The 23,831-nt window shown below is 34.6% G+C and carries 21 protein-coding genes; 16 read left to right on the forward strand and 5 right to left on the reverse strand.

The genetic code is table 11. The features are described 5' to 3' along the window. Nucleotides 1–41 precede the first annotated feature (41 nt). The 11 genes from pdxA (at nucleotide 42) to K0R77_RS11400 (ending at nucleotide 10,582) form a co-directional block, all read left to right on the forward strand. Nucleotides 42–1,133, forward strand: a complete 1,092-nt coding sequence (gene pdxA / locus K0R77_RS11350; protein ID WP_300352296.1) for a 4-hydroxythreonine-4-phosphate dehydrogenase PdxA — start codon at nucleotides 42–44, stop codon at nucleotides 1,131–1,133. 83 nt (nucleotides 1,134–1,216) lie between these two features. Next, nucleotides 1,217–1,738 carry a DUF177 domain-containing protein gene (locus tag K0R77_RS11355; RefSeq protein WP_300352298.1) on the forward strand — a complete coding sequence of 174 codons (522 nt, stop codon included), beginning with the start codon at nucleotides 1,217–1,219 and terminating at the stop codon, nucleotides 1,736–1,738. A gap of 69 nt (nucleotides 1,739–1,807) precedes the next feature. Continuing rightward, on the forward strand, nucleotides 1,808–2,014 hold the full coding sequence (gene rpmF / locus K0R77_RS11360; protein ID WP_047445089.1) for a 50S ribosomal protein L32: 207 nt from the start codon (nucleotides 1,808–1,810) through the stop codon (nucleotides 2,012–2,014). Nucleotides 2,015–2,138: 124 nt separating this feature from the next. Continuing rightward, complete coding sequence (gene accB, locus K0R77_RS11365; RefSeq protein ID WP_300352300.1) at nucleotides 2,139–2,621, forward strand: acetyl-CoA carboxylase biotin carboxyl carrier protein; 483 nt, start codon at nucleotides 2,139–2,141, stop codon at nucleotides 2,619–2,621. Nucleotides 2,622–2,715: 94 nt separating this feature from the next. After that, complete coding sequence (gene accC / locus K0R77_RS11370; RefSeq protein ID WP_300352302.1) at nucleotides 2,716–4,071, forward strand: acetyl-CoA carboxylase biotin carboxylase subunit; 1,356 nt, start codon at nucleotides 2,716–2,718, stop codon at nucleotides 4,069–4,071. A 54-nt stretch (nucleotides 4,072–4,125) separates the two neighbouring features. Beyond that, a complete protein-coding gene (gene rocD / locus K0R77_RS11375) occupies nucleotides 4,126–5,370 on the forward strand; it encodes an ornithine--oxo-acid transaminase (RefSeq protein WP_300352412.1) in 1,245 nt (414 codons plus the stop codon). A gap of 1 nt (nucleotide 5,371) precedes the next feature. Further along, entirely contained in the window at nucleotides 5,372–6,379 is a 1,008-nt protein-coding gene (locus K0R77_RS11380; RefSeq protein ID WP_300352304.1) for a glycosyltransferase family 9 protein, read from the forward strand. A gap of 15 nt (nucleotides 6,380–6,394) precedes the next feature. Then, nucleotides 6,395–7,351 (forward strand): lipopolysaccharide core biosynthesis protein rfaS, encoded by a 957-nt coding sequence (locus tag K0R77_RS11385; protein ID WP_300352306.1) that lies wholly within the window; start codon nucleotides 6,395–6,397, stop codon nucleotides 7,349–7,351. A gap of 84 nt (nucleotides 7,352–7,435) precedes the next feature. Beyond that, a complete protein-coding gene (locus tag K0R77_RS11390; RefSeq protein WP_300352308.1) occupies nucleotides 7,436–8,422 on the forward strand; it encodes a hypothetical protein in 987 nt (328 codons plus the stop codon). Beyond that, on the forward strand, nucleotides 8,422–9,366 hold the full coding sequence (locus K0R77_RS11395; RefSeq protein WP_300352310.1) for a hypothetical protein: 945 nt from the start codon (nucleotides 8,422–8,424) through the stop codon (nucleotides 9,364–9,366). Before K0R77_RS11390 ends, K0R77_RS11395 begins: the two co-directional genes overlap by 1 nt. 4 nt (nucleotides 9,367–9,370) lie before the next feature. Next, on the forward strand, nucleotides 9,371–10,582 hold the full coding sequence (locus tag K0R77_RS11400) for a glycosyltransferase family 4 protein (protein ID WP_300352312.1): 1,212 nt from the start codon (nucleotides 9,371–9,373) through the stop codon (nucleotides 10,580–10,582). A 7-nt stretch (nucleotides 10,583–10,589) separates the two neighbouring features. Here K0R77_RS11400 and K0R77_RS11405 read toward each other — a convergent pair whose 3' ends face one another. The 4 genes from K0R77_RS11405 to K0R77_RS11420 are packed head-to-tail and all read right to left on the reverse strand — an operon-like array spanning nucleotide 10,590 to nucleotide 14,013. Beyond that, on the reverse strand, nucleotides 10,590–11,813 hold the full coding sequence (locus K0R77_RS11405) for a glycosyltransferase family 1 protein (RefSeq protein WP_300352314.1): 1,224 nt from the start codon (nucleotides 11,811–11,813) through the stop codon (nucleotides 10,590–10,592). 8 nt (nucleotides 11,814–11,821) lie between these two features. Further along, the gene (locus K0R77_RS11410; RefSeq protein ID WP_300352316.1) at nucleotides 11,822–12,475 is read right to left on the reverse strand and encodes a glycosyltransferase; all 654 of its coding nucleotides are present in this window, start codon (nucleotides 12,473–12,475) and stop codon (nucleotides 11,822–11,824) included. Then, nucleotides 12,475–13,656, reverse strand: a complete 1,182-nt coding sequence (locus tag K0R77_RS11415; protein WP_300352318.1) for a glycosyltransferase — start codon at nucleotides 13,654–13,656, stop codon at nucleotides 12,475–12,477. Before K0R77_RS11415 ends, K0R77_RS11410 begins: the two co-directional genes overlap by 1 nt. Nucleotides 13,657–13,668: 12 nt before the next feature. Continuing rightward, nucleotides 13,669–14,013, reverse strand: a complete 345-nt coding sequence (locus tag K0R77_RS11420) for a phosphomannose isomerase type II C-terminal cupin domain (protein WP_300352320.1) — start codon at nucleotides 14,011–14,013, stop codon at nucleotides 13,669–13,671. A gap of 92 nt (nucleotides 14,014–14,105) precedes the next feature. On the opposite strand from K0R77_RS11420, the gene K0R77_RS11425 reads away from it, so the two are divergent. The 3 genes from K0R77_RS11425 (at nucleotide 14,106) to K0R77_RS11435 (ending at nucleotide 17,821) form a co-directional block, all read left to right on the forward strand. After that, the gene (locus K0R77_RS11425) at nucleotides 14,106–15,014 is read left to right on the forward strand and encodes a glycosyltransferase (protein WP_300352321.1); all 909 of its coding nucleotides are present in this window, start codon (nucleotides 14,106–14,108) and stop codon (nucleotides 15,012–15,014) included. 75 nt (nucleotides 15,015–15,089) lie between these two features. Next, entirely contained in the window at nucleotides 15,090–16,817 is a 1,728-nt protein-coding gene (gene gltX / locus K0R77_RS11430) for a glutamate--tRNA ligase (protein WP_300352323.1), read from the forward strand. Between the two features lie 47 nt (nucleotides 16,818–16,864). Further along, nucleotides 16,865–17,821, forward strand: a complete 957-nt coding sequence (locus K0R77_RS11435) for an acetyl-CoA carboxylase carboxyltransferase subunit alpha (protein ID WP_300352325.1) — start codon at nucleotides 16,865–16,867, stop codon at nucleotides 17,819–17,821. Between the two features lie 228 nt (nucleotides 17,822–18,049). Here the strand turns inward: K0R77_RS11435 and K0R77_RS11440 are convergent, their stop codons facing one another. Further along, complete coding sequence (locus tag K0R77_RS11440; RefSeq protein ID WP_300352326.1) at nucleotides 18,050–18,751, reverse strand: DUF6759 domain-containing protein; 702 nt, start codon at nucleotides 18,749–18,751, stop codon at nucleotides 18,050–18,052. Between the two features lie 147 nt (nucleotides 18,752–18,898). Here K0R77_RS11440 and tsf point away from each other — a divergent pair, with 147 nt between their 5' ends. Beyond that, nucleotides 18,899–19,726, forward strand: coding sequence for a translation elongation factor Ts (gene tsf / locus K0R77_RS11445; protein WP_300352328.1), 828 nt, complete (start codon nucleotides 18,899–18,901; stop codon nucleotides 19,724–19,726). Nucleotides 19,727–19,921: 195 nt separating this feature from the next. Next, nucleotides 19,922–23,821, forward strand: a complete 3,900-nt coding sequence (locus K0R77_RS11450) for a gliding motility-associated C-terminal domain-containing protein (protein ID WP_300352329.1) — start codon at nucleotides 19,922–19,924, stop codon at nucleotides 23,819–23,821. The last annotated feature ends 10 nt before the right edge of the window (nucleotides 23,822–23,831 follow it).

Consider the following 23,831-nt stretch of genomic DNA (forward strand, 5'->3'; position numbering starts at 1 on the left):
TTGCTAAATTTGTAAAATTATAATCTTCAAATATAATCAAAATGAGCCCAAAAAACCATAAAGTACGAGTAGGAATTTCAATTGGTGACTTCAACGGCATCGGTCCGGAAATCATCATGAAATCTCTAAAAGACAAAACCATCACCGACTTTTTTACCCCAATTATTTTTGGCTCAGGGAAATTATTCACTTACCAGAAGAACATTTTCAAACTTAATCTGAATTTCAACTACATCACAGAAACTTCGCAGGCTCAAAACGGAAAACTGAATATGCTTAATTTGGTGAAAGATAATTCTAATGTGGAATTGGGCAAACCGTCAGAAGAATCTACCAAAATGGCAATTGACTCATTAGAAGCTGCAACAGAAGCTTTGATGAAAGGTGAAATTGACGTTTTGGTTACCGCACCGATCAATAAAGACGAAATGGTAAAAATGGGTTTCAAACACGCAGGACACACTGGTTATTTTGAAGAAAAATTCAACAAAAAAGGATTGATGTTTTTGGTAACTGACGGTTTGAAAGTTGCCGTTTCTACTCATCATATTCCGATTTCTCAGGTTGCTGAAAATATTTCAAAAGAAAAAATAAAGAAACAAATCAAGGCTTTAAACCAAACTTTGATTGAAGATTTTTCTATTTCTAAACCGAAAATTGCAGTTTTAGGTTTAAATCCACATTCCGGAGATGGCGGCGTGATCGGAAATGAAGAGATCGAAATTATTTCGCCTGCTATTAAAGAACTTTCAGACCAGGGAATTCTGGCTTTCGGACCATTTCCTGCTGACAGTTTTTTCCAGCCGAGCAAATATCAAAACTTTGATGCTGTTTTAGCAATGTATCATGACCAAGGTTTGGCTCCATTCAAAACTTTAGCTTATGAAGAAGGTGTAAATTATACTGCAGGACTTCCTTTTATAAGAACTTCGCCCGATCACGGTGTTGCATATGATATTGCAGGGAAAAATATTGCCGATGAACAGAGTTTTATGGAAGCAATTTTCATGGCGATTAAGATTTTTAAAAACAGAAGCGATTATAAAGCAATGATGAGCAACAGACTTCAGCCAAGAAGAATGCCTTCAGACAACGGAATAGACGAAGATCTTCCTGTAGAAAGCGAAATGTAAATCGTTGACTCAATTAAAATTAATTTTGTTACCTATTTTATTTGTAATATTAAAATAAATGCATATTTTTGCACACTCATTTTATGGACAAGTTAAGAAACTACGATATAAGCTTTTCCGGACTGAAAATCGGTAAGCACGAGTTCAGGTTTGAGATAGATAAAGAGTTCTTTCAATTATTCGACACTGAACAGGAATTTACAAATCCTAAAATCGATGTAGAAGTATTTTTAAACAAACACACTACATTTTTAGAATTTGAAGTAAAAGTAAATGGAACAGTAGAATTGGTTTGTGACATTACAAACGATAATTTTGACTACCCCATTGAAAACCAGATCGGTATTTTAGTAAAATTCGGAGAAGAATATGACGACAGCGAGGAAGATGTAGTAACAATCCTTGCAAACGATCACGCATTCAACGTAGCACATTTGATTTATGAGAATGTAGCACTTTCAATACCTATGAAAAAAATATCACCGAATATCAGTGATGAAGATTTGGCAATTCTTGAAAAATTCAGCCCGAAAGAAGTTGAAGAAGAAGAACAGGAAGTTGACCCGAGATGGGAAGCTTTGAAGAAATTAAAAGATAAAAATTAAAAATAATAATAATATGATGAGATGATGCAAAGATCTCATCGCTCATCAAATTAAAAAAGTTATTACAAAATGGCACATCCAAAGAGAAGACAGTCGTCTACAAGAAGAGATAAGAGAAGAACTCATTACAAAGCAGTAGTTCCTCAATTGGCAAAAGATGCAACTACAGGAGAAATGCATTTATACCACAGAGCTCACTGGCATGAAGGAAAATTATACTATAGAGGAAAAGTAGTATTGGAAAAAACAGTAGAAACTACTACAGAAGAAAACTAAGAGCTTTTTACCTTAAAAACCTCTATTTAATACAAAAACCACTCAATTTTAATAAAAATGAGTGGTTTTTTGTTGCTTTTTGTCTTTTTTTGGTATCTTTGACGACAAATCAAATATCAATTTTATGGACATTAAAGACATACAGAATCTTATCAAGTTTGTATCTAAAGCTGAGGTTTCAGAAGTAAAATACAAGACTAAAGATTTCGAAATTACTATTAAAACACCGCTTGGAGGGAACGAAGTAAGCTATGTTGCTCAACCGGCAATGTATCAGCAAGCTCCTCAGCAAACAGCTCCAGGTCACGCTCCTGCTGCTGTTTCTCCATCTACGGAAAAAACTGAAGCGGCTTCTGACGATAGTAAATATGTAACTATTAAATCTCCAATGATCGGAACTTTCTACAGAAAACCATCTCCGGATAAAGATGTTTTCATCAACGTAGGTGATGAGGTATCAAACGGAAAAGTTGTTTGTGTAATTGAAGCAATGAAGTTATTCAACCAAATCGAGTCTGAAGTAAGCGGTAAAATCGTTAAAATTTTAGTTGACGATGCTACTCCGGTTGAATACGATCAACCTTTATTTTTAGTAGATCCATCTTAAGGAATTTTAGATGAAAGATTATAATTTTAGATGAAAATTGTTTCATTTAAAATAATTTAAAATTCAAAATTTAAAATTTAAAATTTCAGAGGAGATGTTCAAAAAAATATTAATTGCCAATCGTGGCGAAATCGCAATGCGTATTTTACGTACTTGTAAAGAAATGGGAATCAAAACTGTTGCGGTATATTCCACTGCTGATAAAGACAGTCTTCATGTAAGATTTGCTGACGAAGCCGTTTGTATCGGTCCGCCAATGAGCAAAGATTCTTACCTGAGAATCCCAAACATTATTGCAGCAGCAGAAATCACTAATGCAGACGCAATTCACCCAGGTTACGGTTTTTTATCTGAAAACGCTAACTTCTCAAGAATCTGTCAGAAAAACGGCATCAAATTTATTGGTGCAAGTCCTGAGCAAATTGAGAGAATGGGAGATAAAGCAAATGCTAAAGCTACCATGAAAGCTGCAAACGTACCTTGTGTACCGGGTTCCGAAGGTTTGATCGAATCTTACGAGCACGCAGTAAAAACAGCAGAAGAAACAGGATATCCCGTAATGATCAAAGCTACTGCCGGTGGTGGCGGTAAAGGTATGAGAGCTGTATGGAAAGCAGAAGATCTTAAAGAACACTGGGAATCTGCAATTCAGGAAGCAGTGGCAGCCTTCGGAAACGGAGGAATGTACATGGAAAAACTGATTGAAGAGCCAAGACATATCGAGATTCAGGTTGCAGGTGACCAATTTGGTAAAGCTTGCCACCTTTCTGAAAGAGACTGCTCTGTACAAAGAAGAAACCAAAAATTAACTGAAGAAACTCCTTCCCCATTCATGACTGACGAACTTCGTGAGAAAATGGGTGAAGCAGCAGTGAAAGCAGCAGAATTTATCGGTTATGAAGGTGTTGGCACAATCGAATTCCTTGTTGACAAGCACAGAAATTTCTATTTCATGGAAATGAACACCAGAATTCAGGTTGAGCACCCAATTACTGAACAGGTTATTGATTACGACTTGATCAGAGAGCAAATTCTTTTGGCAGCAGGGACTCCTATTTCAGGAATCAACCATTATCCGAAATTACATTCTATCGAATGCAGAATCAATGCAGAAGATCCTTATGCAGATTTCAGACCTTCTCCGGGGAAAATCACAGGATTAAACATTCCTGGTGGACATGGTATCAGAGTTGACACTCATGTTTACTCTGGTTACACAATTCCTTCTAACTACGATTCTATGATTGCAAAATTGATCACAACGGCTCAAACCCGTGAAGAAGCGATTGCAAAAATGAAACGTGCTTTGGAAGAATTCTATGTAGAAGGAGTAAAAACTACCATTCCTTTCCACAGACAATTGATGGAAGATGAAGCTTATCTTTCAGGAAACTACACGACAAAATTCATGGAGAGTTTTGTAATGGATAAGAAATATGATAATCATTAAGATTATTCTAAAATAAATTTGAACCGTCTCAGTTTTGAGGCGGTTTTTTTATGCATTCGACTTCAAACAAAAAACTCACAATACTTTATCGAACTCGAAGAAAAATATGGCGCACACAATTACCATCCGCTTCCTGTGGTTTTAGATAAAGGTGAAGGTGTTTTCGTTTGGGATGTTGAAGGTAAAAAATATTACGATTTCCTTTCAGCTTATTCTGCTGTAAACCAAGGACATTCACACCCTAAAATTGTGGACGCTTTAGTAAATCAGGCTAAAAAATTAGCTTTGACTTCAAGAGCATTTTACAATTCGAGTTTGGGAGAATACGAGAAAAAAATCACTACTCTTTTTGGTTTTGATAAGGTTTTACCAATGAATTCCGGTGCTGAAGCTGTAGAAACTGCAGTAAAATTAGCCAGAAAATGGAGTTATGAAGTAAAAGGAATTTCAGAGAACGCAGCAAAAATTGTAGTTTGTGAAAACAACTTCCACGGAAGAACGACAACGATCGTATCTTTCTCAAACGATCCTGACGCCAACAAAAACTACGGACCTTTTACTCCGGGATTTGTAAAAATTCCATATAATGATCTTACAGCTTTAGAAGAAGTTTTAAAAAATGATGCTCAAAACATTGCAGCATTTTTGGTTGAACCTATTCAGGGTGAGGCCGGAGTTTACGTTCCGGACGAAAATTTCCTTAAAAACGCTTCCGAATTATGTAAAAAGCACAACGTTCTTTTTATTGCAGACGAAGTACAAACAGGAATTGCAAGAACAGGAAAACTAATAGCTTGTCATCACGAAAACGTGCAACCTGATATTTTAATCCTTGGAAAAGCAATTTCCGGCGGAATGTATCCCGTATCGGCAGTTTTGGCAAATGATGAGATCATGAATGTAATCAAACCCGGACAACACGGCTCTACTTTTGGTGGAAATCCGATTGCCTGTGCAGTTGCAATTGCGGCTTTGGATGTGGTGGAAGATGAAAAATTATCTGAAAGAGCAGAAGAATTGGGGCAGCTTTTCAGATCCGAAATTGAAAAGTTAATTGAAAAGTCTGATTTGATTACCAAAGTACGAGGGAAAGGATTACTAAACGCAATTCTGATCAACGATACTCCGGAAAGTTCAACAGCCTGGAATCTTTGTTTACAATTAAAAGAAAACGGACTTCTTGCAAAACCAACCCACGGAAATATTATCAGATTGGCACCACCTTTGGTTATCACAGAAGAACAGTTACTGGACTGTGTAAAAATAATCGAAAAAACGGTTTTGGAATTTGGCGGATAATATGAAGATTTTAATCATTCAGAAAAAATTCATGGGCGATGTGCTCGTGACAAGCACAATTCTGCCTTTACTGAAAAAAAAATATCCCAACTCTGAAATCAGCTTTCTTTTGGAAGAAAAGCACGCTCAGATCTTGATCGGGAATCCTTACATTGATCATTTTCTGTTTTTCAGCAGCGATGGGCCCAGCAAAACTTTGTCTGAATTGAATCAGCATAAATTTGATTTGGTGATTGATTTGTATTCCAAAATAGAGACGGCTATCATTACTTTTTTTTCCGGAGCGAAAACAAGAATCGGTTTTTTCAAAAAATACACGCAGTTTTTTTATAATCACGCTGTAAAAAGATCAACGAAAGTAAAATCAAAAAATACGACTTTAGGAATTGAACATCGTTTGCAGATGTTGGAGCCGCTGGGAATTCCGTTCCAGGAAATTTTTCCAAAAGTCTATATACAGGAAGATGAGCTTAAAAATGCACATCAAATTCTGAGTGAAAAAGGATTATCATCAACAGACAATCTGATCATGATAAGCACTTTTGGAAGCTCAGACGAGAAAACATATCCTGTCGAATATATGGCAGAATTACTTGAATATATTGCTCATTATAAACCTGCTGCAAAAATACTGTGCAATTATTTGCCTTCTCAGAAAGAACTTTTTGAAACTTTATATTCTAAGCTTTCTGAAGAGGCAAAAACCTCAATTGTAAAGAATTTTGACACTAAAAATCTTCGTGAGTTTGCTGCTGTCACAAGCTTGTGCAAATGTCTAATCGGCAATGAAGGCGGAGCAACAAATGTGAGCAAATCTCTTGGTATTCCTACATTTACTATTTTTTCGCCACATATCCGTAAATCAGACTGGGCATGGACCAGCAAACCGGAATTGGATAAATTTTTGCATATAACAGACTTTGTACCGGATTCTAAAAAATATACCGATTTTAAACCTACTTTTTTAAAAAACGATTTGGAAGACTTTTTGGATCACACTATTGGGTAACAACTGAAATAAAGAATGCAAAGAGACAAAAAAATCATATTACTGATCACATACGATAATTGGGGATTTAATCAATACATTGCCGATGCTTTGGAGAAGAAAAATTATGAAGTTAATCATATTAATTTCTACAGTTTCAGGTATAGGTACCCGAGTTTTTATCATAAAGCACTCAATTTTTTCACAAAAAACTTAGGGATATCAAATCTTAAGCATATTCATTATAACCAAGTTATCTTGGATCAAATTAAAAATATAAAATTAATTGACACCAGCATTTATATAAAAGCTGATTTCTTATCTAAAAAAACGATACAAGCCGTTAACAAAAAATCCCGTCAATCTGTATTGATTATCAGTGATTCTATCAACAGATATCCGAAAACCAAAAATATTCTCTCCCTTTTTGATAAAGTTTTTTCTTTTGAAAAAAAGGACTGCCAAAAGTACAATCTTAGATTTAAGACCAATTTTATTTACAAAACCATTGACAGCGTACCTGAAAAATACACGTATAAAGTCTTCAATATCAGCTCGTTTGATAATAGGTATCCAATTATAAAAAAAATAGCCGAAGTGTTGTATGATATGAATATAAAAAGTAAAATTATTATTTTCACATCAAAAGAAAACGGAGAACCATATATTGAATTTTCAAAAAAGCCTCTGTCAATCGAGGAAAACAATCAGCTTTTGGAAGAATCAGAAATAATGCTCGATGTAAGCAGAAACGGTCAGGAAGGATTGAGTTTCAGGGTATTTGAAAGTCTTGGTTTAAAGAAAAAACTGATTACCACAAATAAAGATATTGTCAATTATGATTTTTACAATCCTGACAATATATTTGTAATCGAAAATACAGACGATATTAAAATTCCTGCTGCTTTTTTTGAAACGTCTTACGTTGATATTCCACCAAATATTTTAAATAAATATCTTATCAAAAACTGGGTTGACGAACTGGTTGAGTAATATGTCGTAATTTTACAAAATTAATGGTATCGAAACAGGCATAAATTGCTTGTGATACTGCAAAATTATTAACTGATTTTCTTTATGATTTCTTATAAAAGCACTTCCAAAATCATCATATTCTGCCCTCCGAGAAAAGTTACAGGTGGTCCGGAAGCTCTGCATCAGCTTTCCAATAAGTTGTATGAGTTAAACTATGACAACGTTTTTATGCATTATATTCCTCAAAGAAAAAATGCAAAAGCGAAAAATTATGACATTTATAAAACTCAGGAAATACATAAATTCGAAGACAGTCCCGAAAATATTCTGATCATTCCGGAATCGATGACGTTTTTAATAAAGAAATACCCGAAAAGTCAAAAAGTAATTTGGTGGTTAAGTGTTGACTTTTACAAGATCCTGATGGATTACAGAATAAGAAAACAGAGTTTTTTTACAAAATTATTTTACAAACAGGATGATAAAGAATATCATTTTGAAAATATTCCGAATGTTTTTCAGTGGGCGCAGTCATACAGATCAAGCGTTTATCTGAAAGATCACAATATTCCGGAAAATCAGATCGATTATGTGTGTGATTACATCAATCCGATATTTTTAAATAAAGATCAAGTTATAAATAAAGATCTTTCCAATAAAACCATACTGTACAATCCTAAAAAAGGAAAAAACGAGATTTCAGAACTGATTAAAAATTCCCTTGAATTGACGTGGATTCCCATTCAGAATATGAATGCCAATCAAATAAAAGATTTGATGGCAAAGTCACTTTTATATGTAGATTTCGGCGAGAATCCGGGTCGCGATAAAATGCTTCGCGAGTCCGTTTCTCAGGACTGTTGCATTATTTCGGGAAGAAATGGTTCTTCAGCTTATTATGAAGACCTGATGATTCCGGATGAGTATAAATTTGATTTTAGTTCAGAAAAAATTCCGGCTATTCTGAATAAGATACAATGTATTTTTGACAATTATTCTCGTCATATTCTTAATTTTAAAACATATAAAAACGTGGTGCTGAATGAAGAAGCTGTATTTGAGGAGAAGCTGAAAGAAATTTTTAGATAATGTCAAAGAAAATCACCTTAATATATCCTTTTGCTTACGGATACATCGATTTTGTAGTCAAAGAACTGCAAAGTTATCCGGAAGTGATTGTTACTGATATTAAAACAGATACGATCAAATTTAAGTATCCAAATCTTGCCGTTAAAATAAGAAATGGGATCACTAAAATTTTTGGCAAAAACATTAAAAAAGATTTTTTCAAGAATCAAATTCTTCAGCAGATCACTGAAAAACAAGATATTATTTTCATAATTCGCCCTGATCTTTTGGATGTTTCGTTGCTGAAAGACTTAAAAAATAAAACAGAAAATTTCATTGCGTATTACTATGATAGTTGTACAAAATATCCTAAACAATTGGAAATTGTCCATTTTTTTGATGAAATCTATTCCTACGAAAAAGAAGATATTGAAAAGTATAATTTTATAGAAACCTCAAATTTTATTTATGATAAAACAATTGAGCAACAAAAACTGAAATATGATATTTTCAATATTTCATCATATGATTCAAGAATCAATGAGATAGACAAAATTTCAAAATTGTTGCATGATGCAGGTTTGAAAATCTATTTTGTGTTATTTTGGTTTGAAAAGCTGAATTATCCCCATTTGATTTCAACTACAGAATACATTTCGCTGTCTGAAACAAAAGAATTAATTTCGCAGTCGAAAGCAATGATAGACTTCCAGAGAGCTGACCAGAAAGGACTTTCTTTCAGAACTTTTGAAAGTTTAGGCTATCGCAAAAAGCTTATTACAACAAACGAAACGGTAAAGAATTTTGATTTTTATCATCCGAATAATATACTCGTTATTGACAGTAATAACATTGACATTGATGAAATTAAAACATTTCTCGACCTTTCTTATATAGAAATTCATGAAGATATCCTTGCCAAGTACAGTCTGAAGAATTTCACTAAAAAAATATTTAAACTATAAAACAATGGGAATCAAAAGAAAGATAAAAAATTACATTCACGTCAAAAAGTATTATCCTTTAGCTGAAAAGATAATTCCTCATGATGACAGTAAAAAAACGATTCTTATTGTTGACAGCCAAATCCCTACGTTTGACAAAGATTCTGCATCAAACAGAATCACAGAAATTGCAAAATTTCTGGCAAAACATTACAATGTCTATCTTGTCGACTGGAGAAAAGCCATCCCGAATGTTGACTCAAAAAAATACATCAAAAATCTAAATAATCATAATGTAACGGTTTATACGCCCTTCATTAATAAGTATGGAATTTTGAAAGGTAAAAAATATTTCATCAACAATCTTCTTCCCAAAATCGATTTTGTCTGGTGTCACAGACCTGAACTATTTGAATATTATTTAGATTTTTTCAGAAATAAAGCTCCGCAGGCAAAGATTATTTATGATATGGTGGATATTCATTACCTGAGAATGGAAAGAGGTCTTGAGATAAAGTACGATAAAAACAGGGCAAAAGAAGTAGTACGTTACAAATATATTGAAACCGAGCTCAGTAAAAAAGCAGACAAAATCGCCGTCATCAGTGATAAGGAGAAAGAATTTATGCAAGCTTTTGTAGATAAATCTAAACTGTTTACAGTAAGCAACGTACACAATCTGAAAGTACAGCCGGAAGATATGCCTCCTTTCGAAAAACGAAACGGGATTTTCTTTATCGGCACCTTTCTTCATGATCCTAATGTAGATGCTGTAGAAGTTTTGTACAACCAAATTATGCCTTTGGTATGGAAAGTTTTACCTGATTTAAAGATTACAATTATTGGCTCTGAGGCTCCGGAATCTATCCAGAAAATGAACTCTGAAAAATTTGAAGTTACCGGTTATGTGGAAGATATTATTCCATATTATGAAAAATGTTTTGCATCTGTTTCCCCACTTAGATTTGGTGCAGGTGTAAAAGGAAAAATCGGTCAGGCTCTGGAATATACACTTCCTGTTTTAACGACCGAAATCGGTGCCGAAGGAATGTTTTTGGAGAATGGAATTACCGCATTGATCGCAGGTAATGAAGATTACCAGAAATTTGCAGATAACATTGTAGCGATTTGCACCGATAAAGAATTGTGGAATACTCTTCATTTTAATTCTGAAAAAGGTATCTATCCGTTTTCTATTGATGCTCAGAAAGAGGAAATTTTTAAGATGCTTGATTAAGGGCTTATTAAGCTTCTGCTATTTTTTTATAAATTTCGACATGCTCATCTGCACATTTTTCCCAGGAAAACATTTGGGACCTTTCTAACCCTTTTTGAGAATAAAAAGCTCGCAAATTATCATCTTTATACAAATTAAGCATAGTCTCACTAAGTGATTCTACATCATTGGGGTTCAGCACAATTCCGGCATTTCCTACAACTTCCGGTAACGATGAAGTGTCGGAAGTAACGGTTGCAACACCACATTGCATTGCTTCCAAAGGTGGCAAACCAAAACCTTCATAGAGAGACATATAATAAAAGGAATGAGCATGACTGTATAAACTTGCAAGATCTTCATCCGGAACTCTACCGGTAATAATGATTTTATCTTTCAAATCTTCGGCGTTATCATATTCCTTAAAAATTTTATCGTAATCCCAACCTTTTGCTCCTACCAAAACCAATCCGAGATCATCAATGTTATTTTCTTTTACCACTTTGAGGAATGTACGGATAACATGATCTACATTTTTACGGGGTTCTAAAGTACCTACACTCAAAAAATATTTTTCAGGAAGTTTATATTTTTCTGCAATTACATTAAACTTTTCGTCATCATTACAAACATAAAAAAGCTCTTCTGACGCCGCTAATAAGCTCACGAAAACATGTTCCGGATTGAGATATGGAGCATATTCAAGTAAATCTTTTTTAGTATTTTCTGAGACACAAACAGCATAACCATCTTCTCCGATACTTGCGATAATATCTTTGATGAGACTTGAAGTAAAGTGTAATTCGGGAAAAAGTATGGGTATCAAATCATGAACAGTAACAATCTTCTTTAAATTTGTATACTTTCTAATTCCGTCATTAATAGGATAATAAAAAGAGTGAAAGATTTGGGCATTTCTGAAAACATCTTCGAAATGCTTGTTTTCAAAATTATAAATTCCCAATTTCTTATAAAGATATCTGAAGAGTTTTTCTTTTCTGAGTGGCAAAAACTTTCTTTTGCTCCTAATATTTGCGGCTGTTATTTTGATAGAATTTTCTTCAAAAAATCGGTCAAGTTCTTTTGTTGATGTATTATTATGGAATAAACTTAGATGGGAATAAAATGTTTTAATCTTTTTTTCCTTGGATAATTTTGTGAAGAGTTCTAATGCAACCCGAAAAATTCCAGTACGGTTATCTTTGTAGAAATCTGCAATGACATCGGCATCTAAAATTACTTTTATGCTCATAAGAATATTTATACAATGGTATCGTAAAAAGCATTTTGCTGCTCCTGCCTTTTTATTTCTTTAATATGAAAAAGGCACATAGAGTAATCAGCAGCCGGCAAACCTATAATCTTTTCATAATTGCAAAGCTTTTCATGTACTTTATTTTCCCACTTAATTCCTTTATTAAGCTTAAAAATACGGTGTTGATAATCCGGATAGTTGATGTATCCTTGATCATTCACCTGCCAGTTCCATTGCTTAACGTGCTCATCTGTAATTCCGTTGACGATATTTATTCTTGGAACCATAAAAACATCTTTCTTCCTTTTTCTAAACAGATAATATTTTATTTCTTTTATCAAAGATTCTTTTGGAATTTCATCGGCATCTATCTGAAATAAATAATCTTTTGTTGCAGTGCTGATCAAATTATTTTTAAATGTTGCAAAATCACCATCGAGACGTGCCTCAATTCTGATAATTCTTTCTCCATAGGTATCTAAAATATCTGCGACTTTCTGATCTTTTTTAGTAATATCCTGCAAAACAATTACCTCATCATTTTTATCAATGAGAGGAAGTAAAACATCCAAAAGCTTCGTAATCTCCTCGGCTTCATTATTAACAGTAATTGCATAGGATATTTTTGGCAGCGGCAATATTTTTCTTAGCAGTTTCATTAAATTTCCATGTTTTTAAAGATGAGTGATTTTTCTATTCTTTCCGGTTGGTTAAAAAATATTAACGGACGGTAAGGTTTTACGATTTTCAAAAACGATTTAATGAAAATATTTGGATTAAGATAACTCTTTTTATTTTCTTTAATAAGAAGAGAAAGATTTAAAATTGAATTCAGTGTTTTTCCGTTAAAAGCTTTGCCGTCAACAAATATCATTACATCATGATTTTGAATTTTGGTGAGTGGCTTTATTCTTTCTTTTAAATCAAACTTTGTCTGAGTTTGTTCATTCTTGATGTAATCATCATATAGAAAATCAACGTAAACAGTTTTTGCCAGAGGTTCTAATTGATATAGTTGATCAATATTTCCTTTTCTCAAAACGATCCCTACATCATATTTTATAGGAATTGTCGCATTGTTTTTACTTCCCCACTTTCTGATAAAATTTCTTTGGGATTTGTGTTCAATTGCTTCTGTTTTGCTTTTGTATTCATCCGAAAATCTTGAAGTTTTACTTACAAAATGGTAAATCAAAGCAGTATGTAGCTGAACGGTTTTCAGACCTAATAATTTTAACCGGATAATCAGATCATCATCTTCACAAAACATCGGGTTAAACAGATTGTCTAATCCACCGATTTCTAATAATACAGATCTTTTAACACATAAAAAAAACGAAGTGTGTTCTGTAGGAGTATTAGAGCTGTTTATTCCTGAGATATATTCATTTTCAAAATCAAAAAACTTCTGAAAATCGAATGTATGAATATCATCACCAAAATCCTTTGTCAACTTCCAATCACGAAAATCTCCTGTGAATATTGGCGGTTCTATTACTTTATAAAAATTAATATCATTCTCTGAAAGGTTTTCAGATAGATTATTGAGGAATTTTTCACCGACAACCATGTCGTTGTGAAGGAAACATACAAACTTTTTTGTCGATATTTCTGTCGCTTTGTTGTAGGTATCTGATAATGTTTTGCTCTCGTTGTGATGATAATATTTCAAGAAGGGATCTTGTAAACTATCTAACCATTCATTGGTCCCGTCTGTACTTCCATAGCTCACAAAAACAACTTCTACAAACGGGTATAATTTTCTCACATTTTCGTAAAAAAATTTAGAATATTCTAAATTATTCTTCAGTCCAACTAAGAAAGAAATATCATGTTCCATTAAATTTTTTGCTTACTTCCTGTCATACTCATCCTCCAGTCTCACAATATCATCCTCTCCAAAATAAGTTCCGGTTTGCACTTCTATAAATACAACAGGTTTGTCAGAGAGATTCATCATTCTATGCTTTGCACCCAAAGGAATAAAAATGCTTTCTCCGTAAGACAAAGAAATCTCCTTATCATCAAGCACAACTGTAGCATCACCTTCGATAATCGTCCATTGTTCCTGTCTTTTATGATGATACTGATATGATAATTTCTGACCCGGATTAACTTCTATTCTTTTTAATTTATAATGAGGTTCATCTGCCAAAACAAAATATTTCCCCCAAGGTCTTTCACCAATTTCTAACATTATCTCTAATCTTTAAATACAAAAGTAAAAACTTAAATTATAAATCTCGTATTATTTAAAAAAAAATAAGAATTTTGCATAAAATTAATAAAATGAAAATTAGCGGCTACGGATATGTACGAAATGGCTTCCAGTATGGTGTTCCTTTTTTAGAATCCATTCAATCGGTTTTACCTGTTTGTGATGAATTTATCGCAGTTGTAGGAGATTCCACAGACGGAACCCGAGAAGCTATTGAAAATTTAAACAGTCCTAAAATTAGAATCGTTGATACCATTTGGGATGACAATCTGAAGCAGCACGGTAAAATTTTTGCCCAACAATCCAATATTGGCTTAGAGCATGTAACTGGTGACTGGGTTTTTCATATTCAGGCAGACGAAGTTATTCATGAAAATGATTTGCCCAAAATTCTTGAAAATATTAAAAAATACAATGACAATCCTGTTGTCGAAGGCTTTTTACAGCCATTTCTTCACTTTTGGGGAGATTACAATCACATCAGAAACAGTAGAGCAGTACATAAAAACGAGATCAGAATTTTTAAAAATAATCCTGAGATCAGATCTTACATCGATTCACAAGGTTTTAGAAAGTTTAAATCTAATGAAGGCTATTTAAATGGCAGTGAAAGAGGAGAAAAATTAAAAGTTTTGCGTCTTGACGCTCCGATTTACCACTATAATTCTGTGAGATCAAGAAAAAAAATGATGCTCAAAGCCAATAATTTTGAATATTACTACGGTCATAAAGATGAAAAATTGGTTGAAACACCGAAAGAAGAATACAATTATCATACAGTCGACAGAGTTGGAAAATTTTTAGGAACACATCCAAAAGTAATGACGCAGGCAATTGCCAATCACGATTTTGTTTTCGAGCACGATAAATCTCAGGCAGTTTGGGACAAAAAAGATAAATTGGTACAACCTTTAGAAGATTTACTTAAAATAAGAATCGGCGAATACAAAAATTATATTTTACTAAAAAACATCAAATAGTTTTTTATAAAAAAGGCTTTCTTTTACTGATAAACTTTTTTGAAATGCTTAAATTTGCACCTTAATTTCAAAGAAATGAATAAAGTAAGAGTCCGTTTTGCACCAAGTCCTACAGGACCTTTGCATTTGGGAGGTGTAAGAACTGCATTGTATGATTATCTTTTTGCAAAAAATCAGGGCGGTGAATTTGTATTGAGAATTGAAGATACCGATACCGCAAGATACGTAGAAGGAGCCGAAGATTATATTGAAGAAGCTCTTGAATGGTGCGGAATTATCCCCGATGAAAGCCCCAAAAAAGGCGGAAAATTTGCACCTTACAGACAATCAGAAAGAAGAGACATTTACGACAGATACACCGAGCAGATCTTAAAAACAGATTATGCTTACATTGCTTTTGATACTGCTGAAGAACTGGACGCCATTCGTGCTGAATTTGAAGCCAATGGAGAAGTTTTCTCTTACGACAACAAGACCAGAAACCGTTTAAAAAACAGCATTGCACTTTCTGAAGAAGAAGTTCAAAAGCTTTTGGATGCAAAAACCCCCTATGTTGTACGATTCAAAATGCCTGTTGACAGAACTTTAGGTTTAGTAGACATTATCCGCGGAAATTCTGCAGTGAATACCAATACTTTAGACGATAAAGTTTTAGTGAAAAATGACGGAATGCCAACCTATCATTTCGCCAACATCATCGATGATCACGAAATGGAAATTTCCCACGTCATTCGCGGTGAAGAATGGTTGCCTTCTTTAGGTTTACATACTTTATTATATGAAGCAATGGGTTGGAAAGCTCCTGAGTTTGCTCACCTTTCTTTGATTTTAAAACCTGACGTTTCAACGTTAATCAATAAAGATAATATTGACAGCATCACAAAATCTTTTACAGAAGAATTTGTAACAAAAAACAGCCAGTTTTCTTTTGACGAATCAGCTGCAATTATCAAATCATTCTTTTCAGAAGTGAAAAGTCCGAGATTTAAATCTATGTTGAATGAAAATGAGAAAGACAATGAAGTAACTGCCTCTTTAAAACAATTTTTGAAGAAGGGTCTTTCGGGAAAATTAAGCAAAAGAGACGGCGACAAATTCGGATTTCCTGTATTTCCTTTAAATTTTACAGATCCCGCAACTGGAAATGTTTCTCAAGGTTACAGAGAAAACGGCTATCTTCCTGAAGCATTTATCAACATGGTTGCACTTTTAGGCTGGTCTCCTGCTGATGATAAAGAAATTTTGACCTTGGAAGAAATGGCAAAAGAATTTGATTTAAATAAAGTTCACAAAGCCGGTGCAAGATTCAGTAAAGAAAAATCTGAGTGGTTTAATCATCAGTATATTCAATTGAAATCGGATGAAGAATTGCTTGAAATTTTAAAAAATTCAGATTTAAATTTAAATACTTCGGACGAAAAATTATTGAAGATCATTCATCTGATGAAAGAAAGAGCCACTTTCCCGAAAGACATCTACGAAAACGGAAAATTCTTTTTTGAAGCTCCGACTTCTTACGATGAAAAAGCGTCTAAAAAGGCATGGAACGATGAAACCTCAGACCTTTTAACTGAATTTTCTGTCATGCTGAGCGGACTCGAAGCATTCACATCAGAAAATATCAAGCAAAACTTACACGATTTTGCAGAAAACAAAGGTGTAGGAATGGGAAAAGTGATGATGCCGTTGCGTTTAGCCTTAGTTGGGGAATTGAAAGGTCCGGACGTTCCGGATATTTTGGAACTCGTTGGTAAAGAAGAAAGTACAGCCAGAATAAACAATGCTGTAAATAATTTTAAATAGAGTTGCATAATTTTTCATAAATTTGAAAGATTTAATTTACTTCAAGAATGGAATATTTAAGTTTCGAACTTCCTATAAAAGAACTGATGGATCAGTATCAAACCTGTTCATTGGTAGGAGAAGAAAGTGGTGTTGATGTAAAATTAGCATGCAGTCAGATCGAGGATAAGATTATAGATAAGAAAAAAGAAATCTATGGAAATCTTACACCTTGGCAAAGAGTACAGTTATCGCGTCATCCGGATCGCCCTTATACTATCGACTATATCAAAGGAATGGTAGACAAAGGAAGCTTTCTGGAACTTCACGGTGACAGAAACTTTGCAGATGATCCTGCGATGATCGGAGGTTTAGCTACTTTAGACGGTCAGAAAATCATGATTATCGGCACCCAGAAAGGGAGAACGACCAAAGAAAGACAGCACAGAAGATTCGGAATGCCGAATCCTGAAGGATACAGAAAAGCTTTAAGGCTAATGAAATTAGCCGAAAAGTTCAAAATTCCTGTGATCACTTTAGTAGACACACCGGGAGCTTACCCTGGATTGGAAGCTGAAGAAAGAGGACAAGGTGAAGCCATTGCAAGAAATATTTTTGAAATGACGATGCTTAAAACTCCTATTTTCACTTACATTATCGGTGAAGGAGCGAGTGGCGGAGCTTTAGGAATTGGTGTTGGTAACAAAGTATATATGCTAGAAAACACTTGGTACACTGTAATTGCACCGGAAAGCTGTTCTTCAATCTTATGGAGAAACTGGGATCACAAAGAAGATGCTGCCAATGCATTGAATCTGACCCCAAAAGATGCTTTAAGAGAAAAGTTCATCGACGGAATCATTGAAGAACCACTTGGTGGAGCTCATTACGATCCAGAAACTACTTACTTGAATTTAAAGACTTCGATTTTGCAAAACATCAAAGCCTTCTCAAAATTCACAGGCAAAGAACTGGAAACCCAAAGACAAGATAAATTTATTGCGATGGGGCAATTTAAAGGATAAAATAATAATTTTTAATAAATTAATTTTTAAAGTTAATAATAGGAGAAGCCTTGCAAATTTGCAAGGCTTCTCCTATTAAATCTATGTTTCTATGTTTTATTTATTTTTTATTATTACCCACTTAGTTTGTCATTCCGGAGGAATCTAAGCAAATTTTGTAGAGATTCCTCCGGAATGACAAACTTTGCGAGTGAATCGAATATTAAATATTGGAAATCATTTATATTTTTACTCTGCCACATCCAGCTGGATCTCAATATCTCTGTGAATTTTTTTCAGCGAAGAATATTTGGCATCACATACCATTGTGGTCAAAACATACTCTCCCTTTTCTATGAGAATAAAATTCTGCCCTTTGGCAGGAACATCAATGTTATAGTATTTTTTGCCGCTTATTTTTACAATCAACCGGCAGTTTGATTTATTTTTGATACTAATGTAGGCTTCTTTATCACTGGGATCATGATTGAAAATATGAGTAAGCATATTAGCTGTTTTCTTTGCTTTATCACTTGGCTCGGCTTTCTTGCTTGTGCTTCCCAAGCTTGCATAGCTCACATTTCTTTCGGGTTTGGCAGCACTTCCTGTATTGGCTGCCATCTCTTTTCCTTTATTAAGCTCACTGTTGCTAACAATCTTTTCAATTTTATCTTTACTTAATGGCTTGATTGTTGGTTTGGCTTCAGGAGAATTATCTGCCATAATAATGGTGATCAGTCTTTTCTTAAAAAAATCTGTGCGTGCATGACCCGGATTCTGTTTCAGAAATCCTGCGATGATTCTTGGCTCGTTAGAAGTTTCAGCTTCAGTTTCTGTATATATAATGACCGTTTCTTTCTCGGCAACCACTTTGGTTTTGGCTTTTTTCTTTTTTTGAGAGAAGCCCAGACAGAATATAGAGAGGAATAAGATTAGAAATAATTTCTTCATGTAGTAAAAACCTTTAAAAATTTATTAAATAATACTATAACGTGAAAAGTCATTTTTTAGTTTATCATTAAAATCATTATCTTTGCACATCTTTAAAATAAACTATTAAAGTTAATCATAATTTTAAATAAAAAAATAATAAATATTATGTCTTATTCACCAGCTGCTGCAGACGTAGCAAAATTGAGAAACCAAACAGGTGCAGGTATGATGGACTGCAAGAAAGCTTTAGTTGAAGCAGAAGGAGACTTCGAAAAAGCAGTAGATATCCTTAGAAAAAAAGGACAGAAAGTAGCTGCAAACAGAGCTGACAGAGAATCTTCTGAAGGTGCTGTAATCGCTAGAGTAAATGAAGATAACACTTTAGGTACTATCATTTCTTTAAACTGTGAGACTGACTTTGTTGCTAAAAACGAAGCGTTCATCGAGTTAGCTTACGAAATTGCTGAAATGGCTATTTTCGCTGCTACTAAAGAAGAATTATTGGCTACAGATTTCCACGGAATGACTGTTGCTGAGAAATTAATCGAGCAAACTGGAGTTATCGGTGAGAAAATCGAGATCGGTGCATTCGAAAGAATCACAGGACCTTTCCTGGGAGCTTACATCCACGCTGGAAACAAAATTGCTGCAATCACTTCACTTTCTGCAAAAGTAGACGGTGCTGACGAAGTTGCTAAAGCTGTTTCTATGCAGGCTGCTGCAATGAACCCTATCGCTCTTGACGAAACTAAAGTTTCTCAGGAAACTATCGATAAAGAATTGGAAATCGAAAGACACAAACTTACTGAAGAAGGTAAGCCTGCAAATATTATCGACAATATCCTGAAAGGTAAAATGCAGAGATTCTACAAAGACAATACTTTGGTACACCAGGATTTCATCAAAGACAGTTCTATTTCTGTTGCTGATTACGTAAAATCTGTAAACGCAGACTTGAAAGTTACAGGATTTGTAAGAGTAAGCTTAGCTTAATCATCCTTTCAAACAAATATACAATCCCGGTGAATTTTTCATCGGGATTTTTGCTTCATGCAAATTGTAAACATTAACAAATTATGAAGTTTACTTTAAAAAATTCACATTTTGAAAAAACATTAAAATATGTTAAAAAATTAATATAATATTTTGATTATTAATACTTAAATTTGTCGCCCTTTTAAATCCGGCATGAAAAAATTTTTACTAAGTATTTGTACATTTCTTTGTTTATTGGTAAATGCTCAATTGGATACTGATCATTGGTTTGCCCCAATGTCGGCAAGAGCAGGAACTTCAGGTCTTCAGAGTTTTCTTTATCTGTCGACGAACGAAACCACTCCATTCTCTGTCCAGATTTACAACAACAATACACTTTACAACACAGTAACGGTAAGCAAAGGAAATCCTGTACAGGTAAGTATTCCGCAAAATTTTTTATTGGCAACCAATTCGGGAGATCTCTTTACCCCGGTTCCGATGGGAATGTATGTGAAAGGTCCTAAAAAATTCTTTGCAAACTATAGATTTTCAGTAACCAATCATGCCGAAATTATAACCTCAAAAGGTTTAGCCGGATTAGGAACCACTTTTTATGCAGCAATGGCTCCTCTTACTGCCGGAGAATATTATATCAACTCTACAATAGGAGTTACCGCAACAGAAGACAATACAACGGTGGTTGTTTCTGGCTATAATCCTGCTGTCGTTTTCGCAGACGGAATTTCATCTCCTACAAGAACGTTTACACTTAATAGAGGACAATCTTATATTTTAGATGCTGTAAGTATCGATGGTCCTGAAAATTTCACCGGATTGGTGGGAGCAAAAATTGTTGCGACAAAACCTATTTCGGTAACCAACGGAAATTTTAATGCAATTTATACCAATCAGAATTTCACCAACAATGATATTCTGATGGATCAGGCAGTTCCTGTCGACAGATTGGGTAAAGATTTTGTTGTAGTAAAAGGAAATGGTCCCGCAACTTCGGGCATGGAGACAATTCTGGTAATTGCCACAGAAAACAATACGACTTTTAATATAAATGGTGCACCAGCCGGAGTCACCCTTAATGCAGGGCAATATTTCATGATTCCGGGGAGTTATTATGTCAATCAGGGAAATAATAATTTCAATATGGGAATTTCCTCTACGAAAAACATGTATGTTTATCAATTGTTGGCGGGTGTATCAACCGGAACAATCTACGCAACAGGAGGATTTAATTACATACCGCCTTTAAGCTGTTTTTTACCTAATAAAGTTGATGAGATTGGCTTTATCAACAATATAGGATCTCAGGCTTACAACACAAAACTAAATATCATCACTCAAACCGGAGCAACTGTTACCATTAATGGAAACCCTATCGCAGCAGGAAACGGACCTTATGCTGTTACAGGAAATGCAAACTGGGTATCATATTCTGTTCCGAATATCACAGGGAATATTACCGTAAACTCCACAAAATCTGTAACCGCAGGAATCATCGGAGGAAGTGGCGCAGTTGGTTATGGCGGATATTTTGCAGGATTTTCATCGGTTCCTGTAATTTCAAAGACCGGAGATTGTTTGACCGGAATTATCCTTCAGGTAGATAATACCTACGACGGTTATCAATGGTTCCTTAACGGGAATCCTATCCCCGGAGCTACTACTTATTTTATCAATCCTGAAACTTACGGTGCAGGAAATTACACTTGTCTGGTCACAAAAAACAACTGCGAGTCTAAACTCACTAATGTTTACAACTACACATTGTGTCCACCAATCTCCACGACAACTTACAACATAGGATCTTGTAATACGAAAACAATTGTTCCGGCATTTACAAATTCTACACAGGTAATTGCACCAATTCATACAAATGTTGTTGTACAGCCAACATCAGGAACTGCAACTGTAAATCCTGCAAACGGTCAGATTACTTATACTCCAAACCCGGGTTTGACTAATGATACAACCGATTCATTCACTTATTACATTGAAGGTAACGGAACTCCTGCTGCTTTTGAATATTTTAAAGTCATTCTCAATATTGACGTTCTACAGGTAAACAACACTTCATTGAGCGTATGTACAAACAGCGGAACCAACGGAACTTTTAATTTAACCACAGCGGTAGTGACGCCTGATTCCGGAACTACGGCAACTTATTTTTCGGATGCAGCTTTAACCACACAAATTACTCCTGCTTCTTATGTTTCAAACGGGGGAATTGTTTATGTTAAGGTAACTTCATCTTTCGGATGTTCAAAAACTGCACAGATCAATTTAACAGTAAATTCTGCTCCAAACATTAACACAACCACCTATAATGCAGATATTTGTGATGATGACAATGATGGAATTATCAATATAAATTTTGCTGCCGTTACACCACAAATCGTTGCTAACCCGGCAAGTTTCACAGTTAAATATTATTTAAGTCAAGCGGATGCAAACGCAGGAAACAATAATACTTTACCCGTCAACTGGAGCTATACTTCCAACACCACTGTTTATGTAAGAGTCGAAAGTACAAACGGGTGTCCTCCGGCTTTCGGACAAATTGATTTTAAACTTAAAAACAAAGTTCCTTTACTTATATCTACCTACACAACAGAAATTTGCGATACAGATATGACCGGATCTGAAACCGTGAATTTAAATACCTATAAAAATCTATTTACAACAGATCCTGCAACAACTGTAACCTTCCACAATACATTGGCTGATGCACAGGCAGGAACAAACGCTATTGCAGTAACGCAAACAATAAATAATGGTATAACAGGAACTTATTATTTAAGATTTGTCAATAGCACTCAATGTTTTAACACAGGAACTTTGGCTATAAAAGTAAATGCAGTTCCTAATATCAATACTGCTAATTTTAATGCAAATATCTGTGATGATAATTTTGATGGAATTATATCTGTCAATTTCAGTACTGTAACGCCTCAGATTGTAACAAACTCTGCCAATTTCACAGTTAAATATTATTTAAATCAAACCGATGCAAACGCCGGGAACAACAATACTTTACCCGTAAACTGGACTTATACTGCCAATACGACAGTTTACGTAAGAGTAGAAAACAACACCAATTGTCCTCCTGCTTTCGGACAGATCAACTTTACAATCGGCAATAAAGTGACTCTGATCACAAATACAGTAAACACACAAGTTTGCGATAATGATCTCAATGGTTCTGAAAATGTGAATCTTAATGACTATAAAAATCAGTTTACAACAGATCCTGCAGTTACTTTAACCTTTCATACGACTTTAGCCAATGCACAAGCCGGAACAAATGCAATTCCCGCACAACAGGTAATTACAAATACCGGAACATTTTTCATAAGATTCACAAGCAGTAACGCCTGTCCGAATACCGGAACGCTCACTATCACCTTAAAATCAGGAAAAAAATCAGATACTTTAAGAGATCAGGTTGTATGTTCTGATGAAAAGGCAACCTTGAATGCAGGAGCCGGATTTACTTCTTATCTGTGGAGCACCGGTGCCACAACACCTTCAATCACAGTTGGTGCAGGAATATATTTTGTTGATTTAGGGTTTAACGGTTGTATTTACAGACAACAGGTAACCGTGACAACTGCTCAATCACCCGTCATTACAAGCATTCAGGTAACAGGATCAAATGCTACGATAAATGTTACAGGAGGAACAGCTCCCTACCAATATTCTTTAAACGGAATTGATTACCAGTCATCAAACATATTCAGCGGGCTTACAAGAGGACCACATACGGCTTATGTTTTGGGAGCAGATGGTTGTCGACCAGTAATAAAAGAATTCCTGATTCTCAATCTTGTGAATGCAATCACTCCAAATGGTGATGGGCATAATGATGCTTTAAACTATTCTGAGCTCAGATTAAAACAAAATGTAAGCATTGAAGTTGTAGACCGCTATGGATCACCTGTTTATAAATCTTCAGATAAAAATTATATCTGGGACGGAAAAGTCAGCGGAAGAACCCTCTCAACCGGAACTTATTGGTATATTTTGAAATGGACAGAACCAGACACAAAATTACCAGTTTCGTATTCCGGATGGCTATTAATTAAGAATAGAGAATAAATTTTAAATT

Origin of the sequence: Chryseobacterium sp. (assembly GCF_029240215.1) — a bacterium.
In the GTDB taxonomy this organism is placed as follows: domain Bacteria; phylum Bacteroidota; class Bacteroidia; order Flavobacteriales; family Weeksellaceae; genus Chryseobacterium.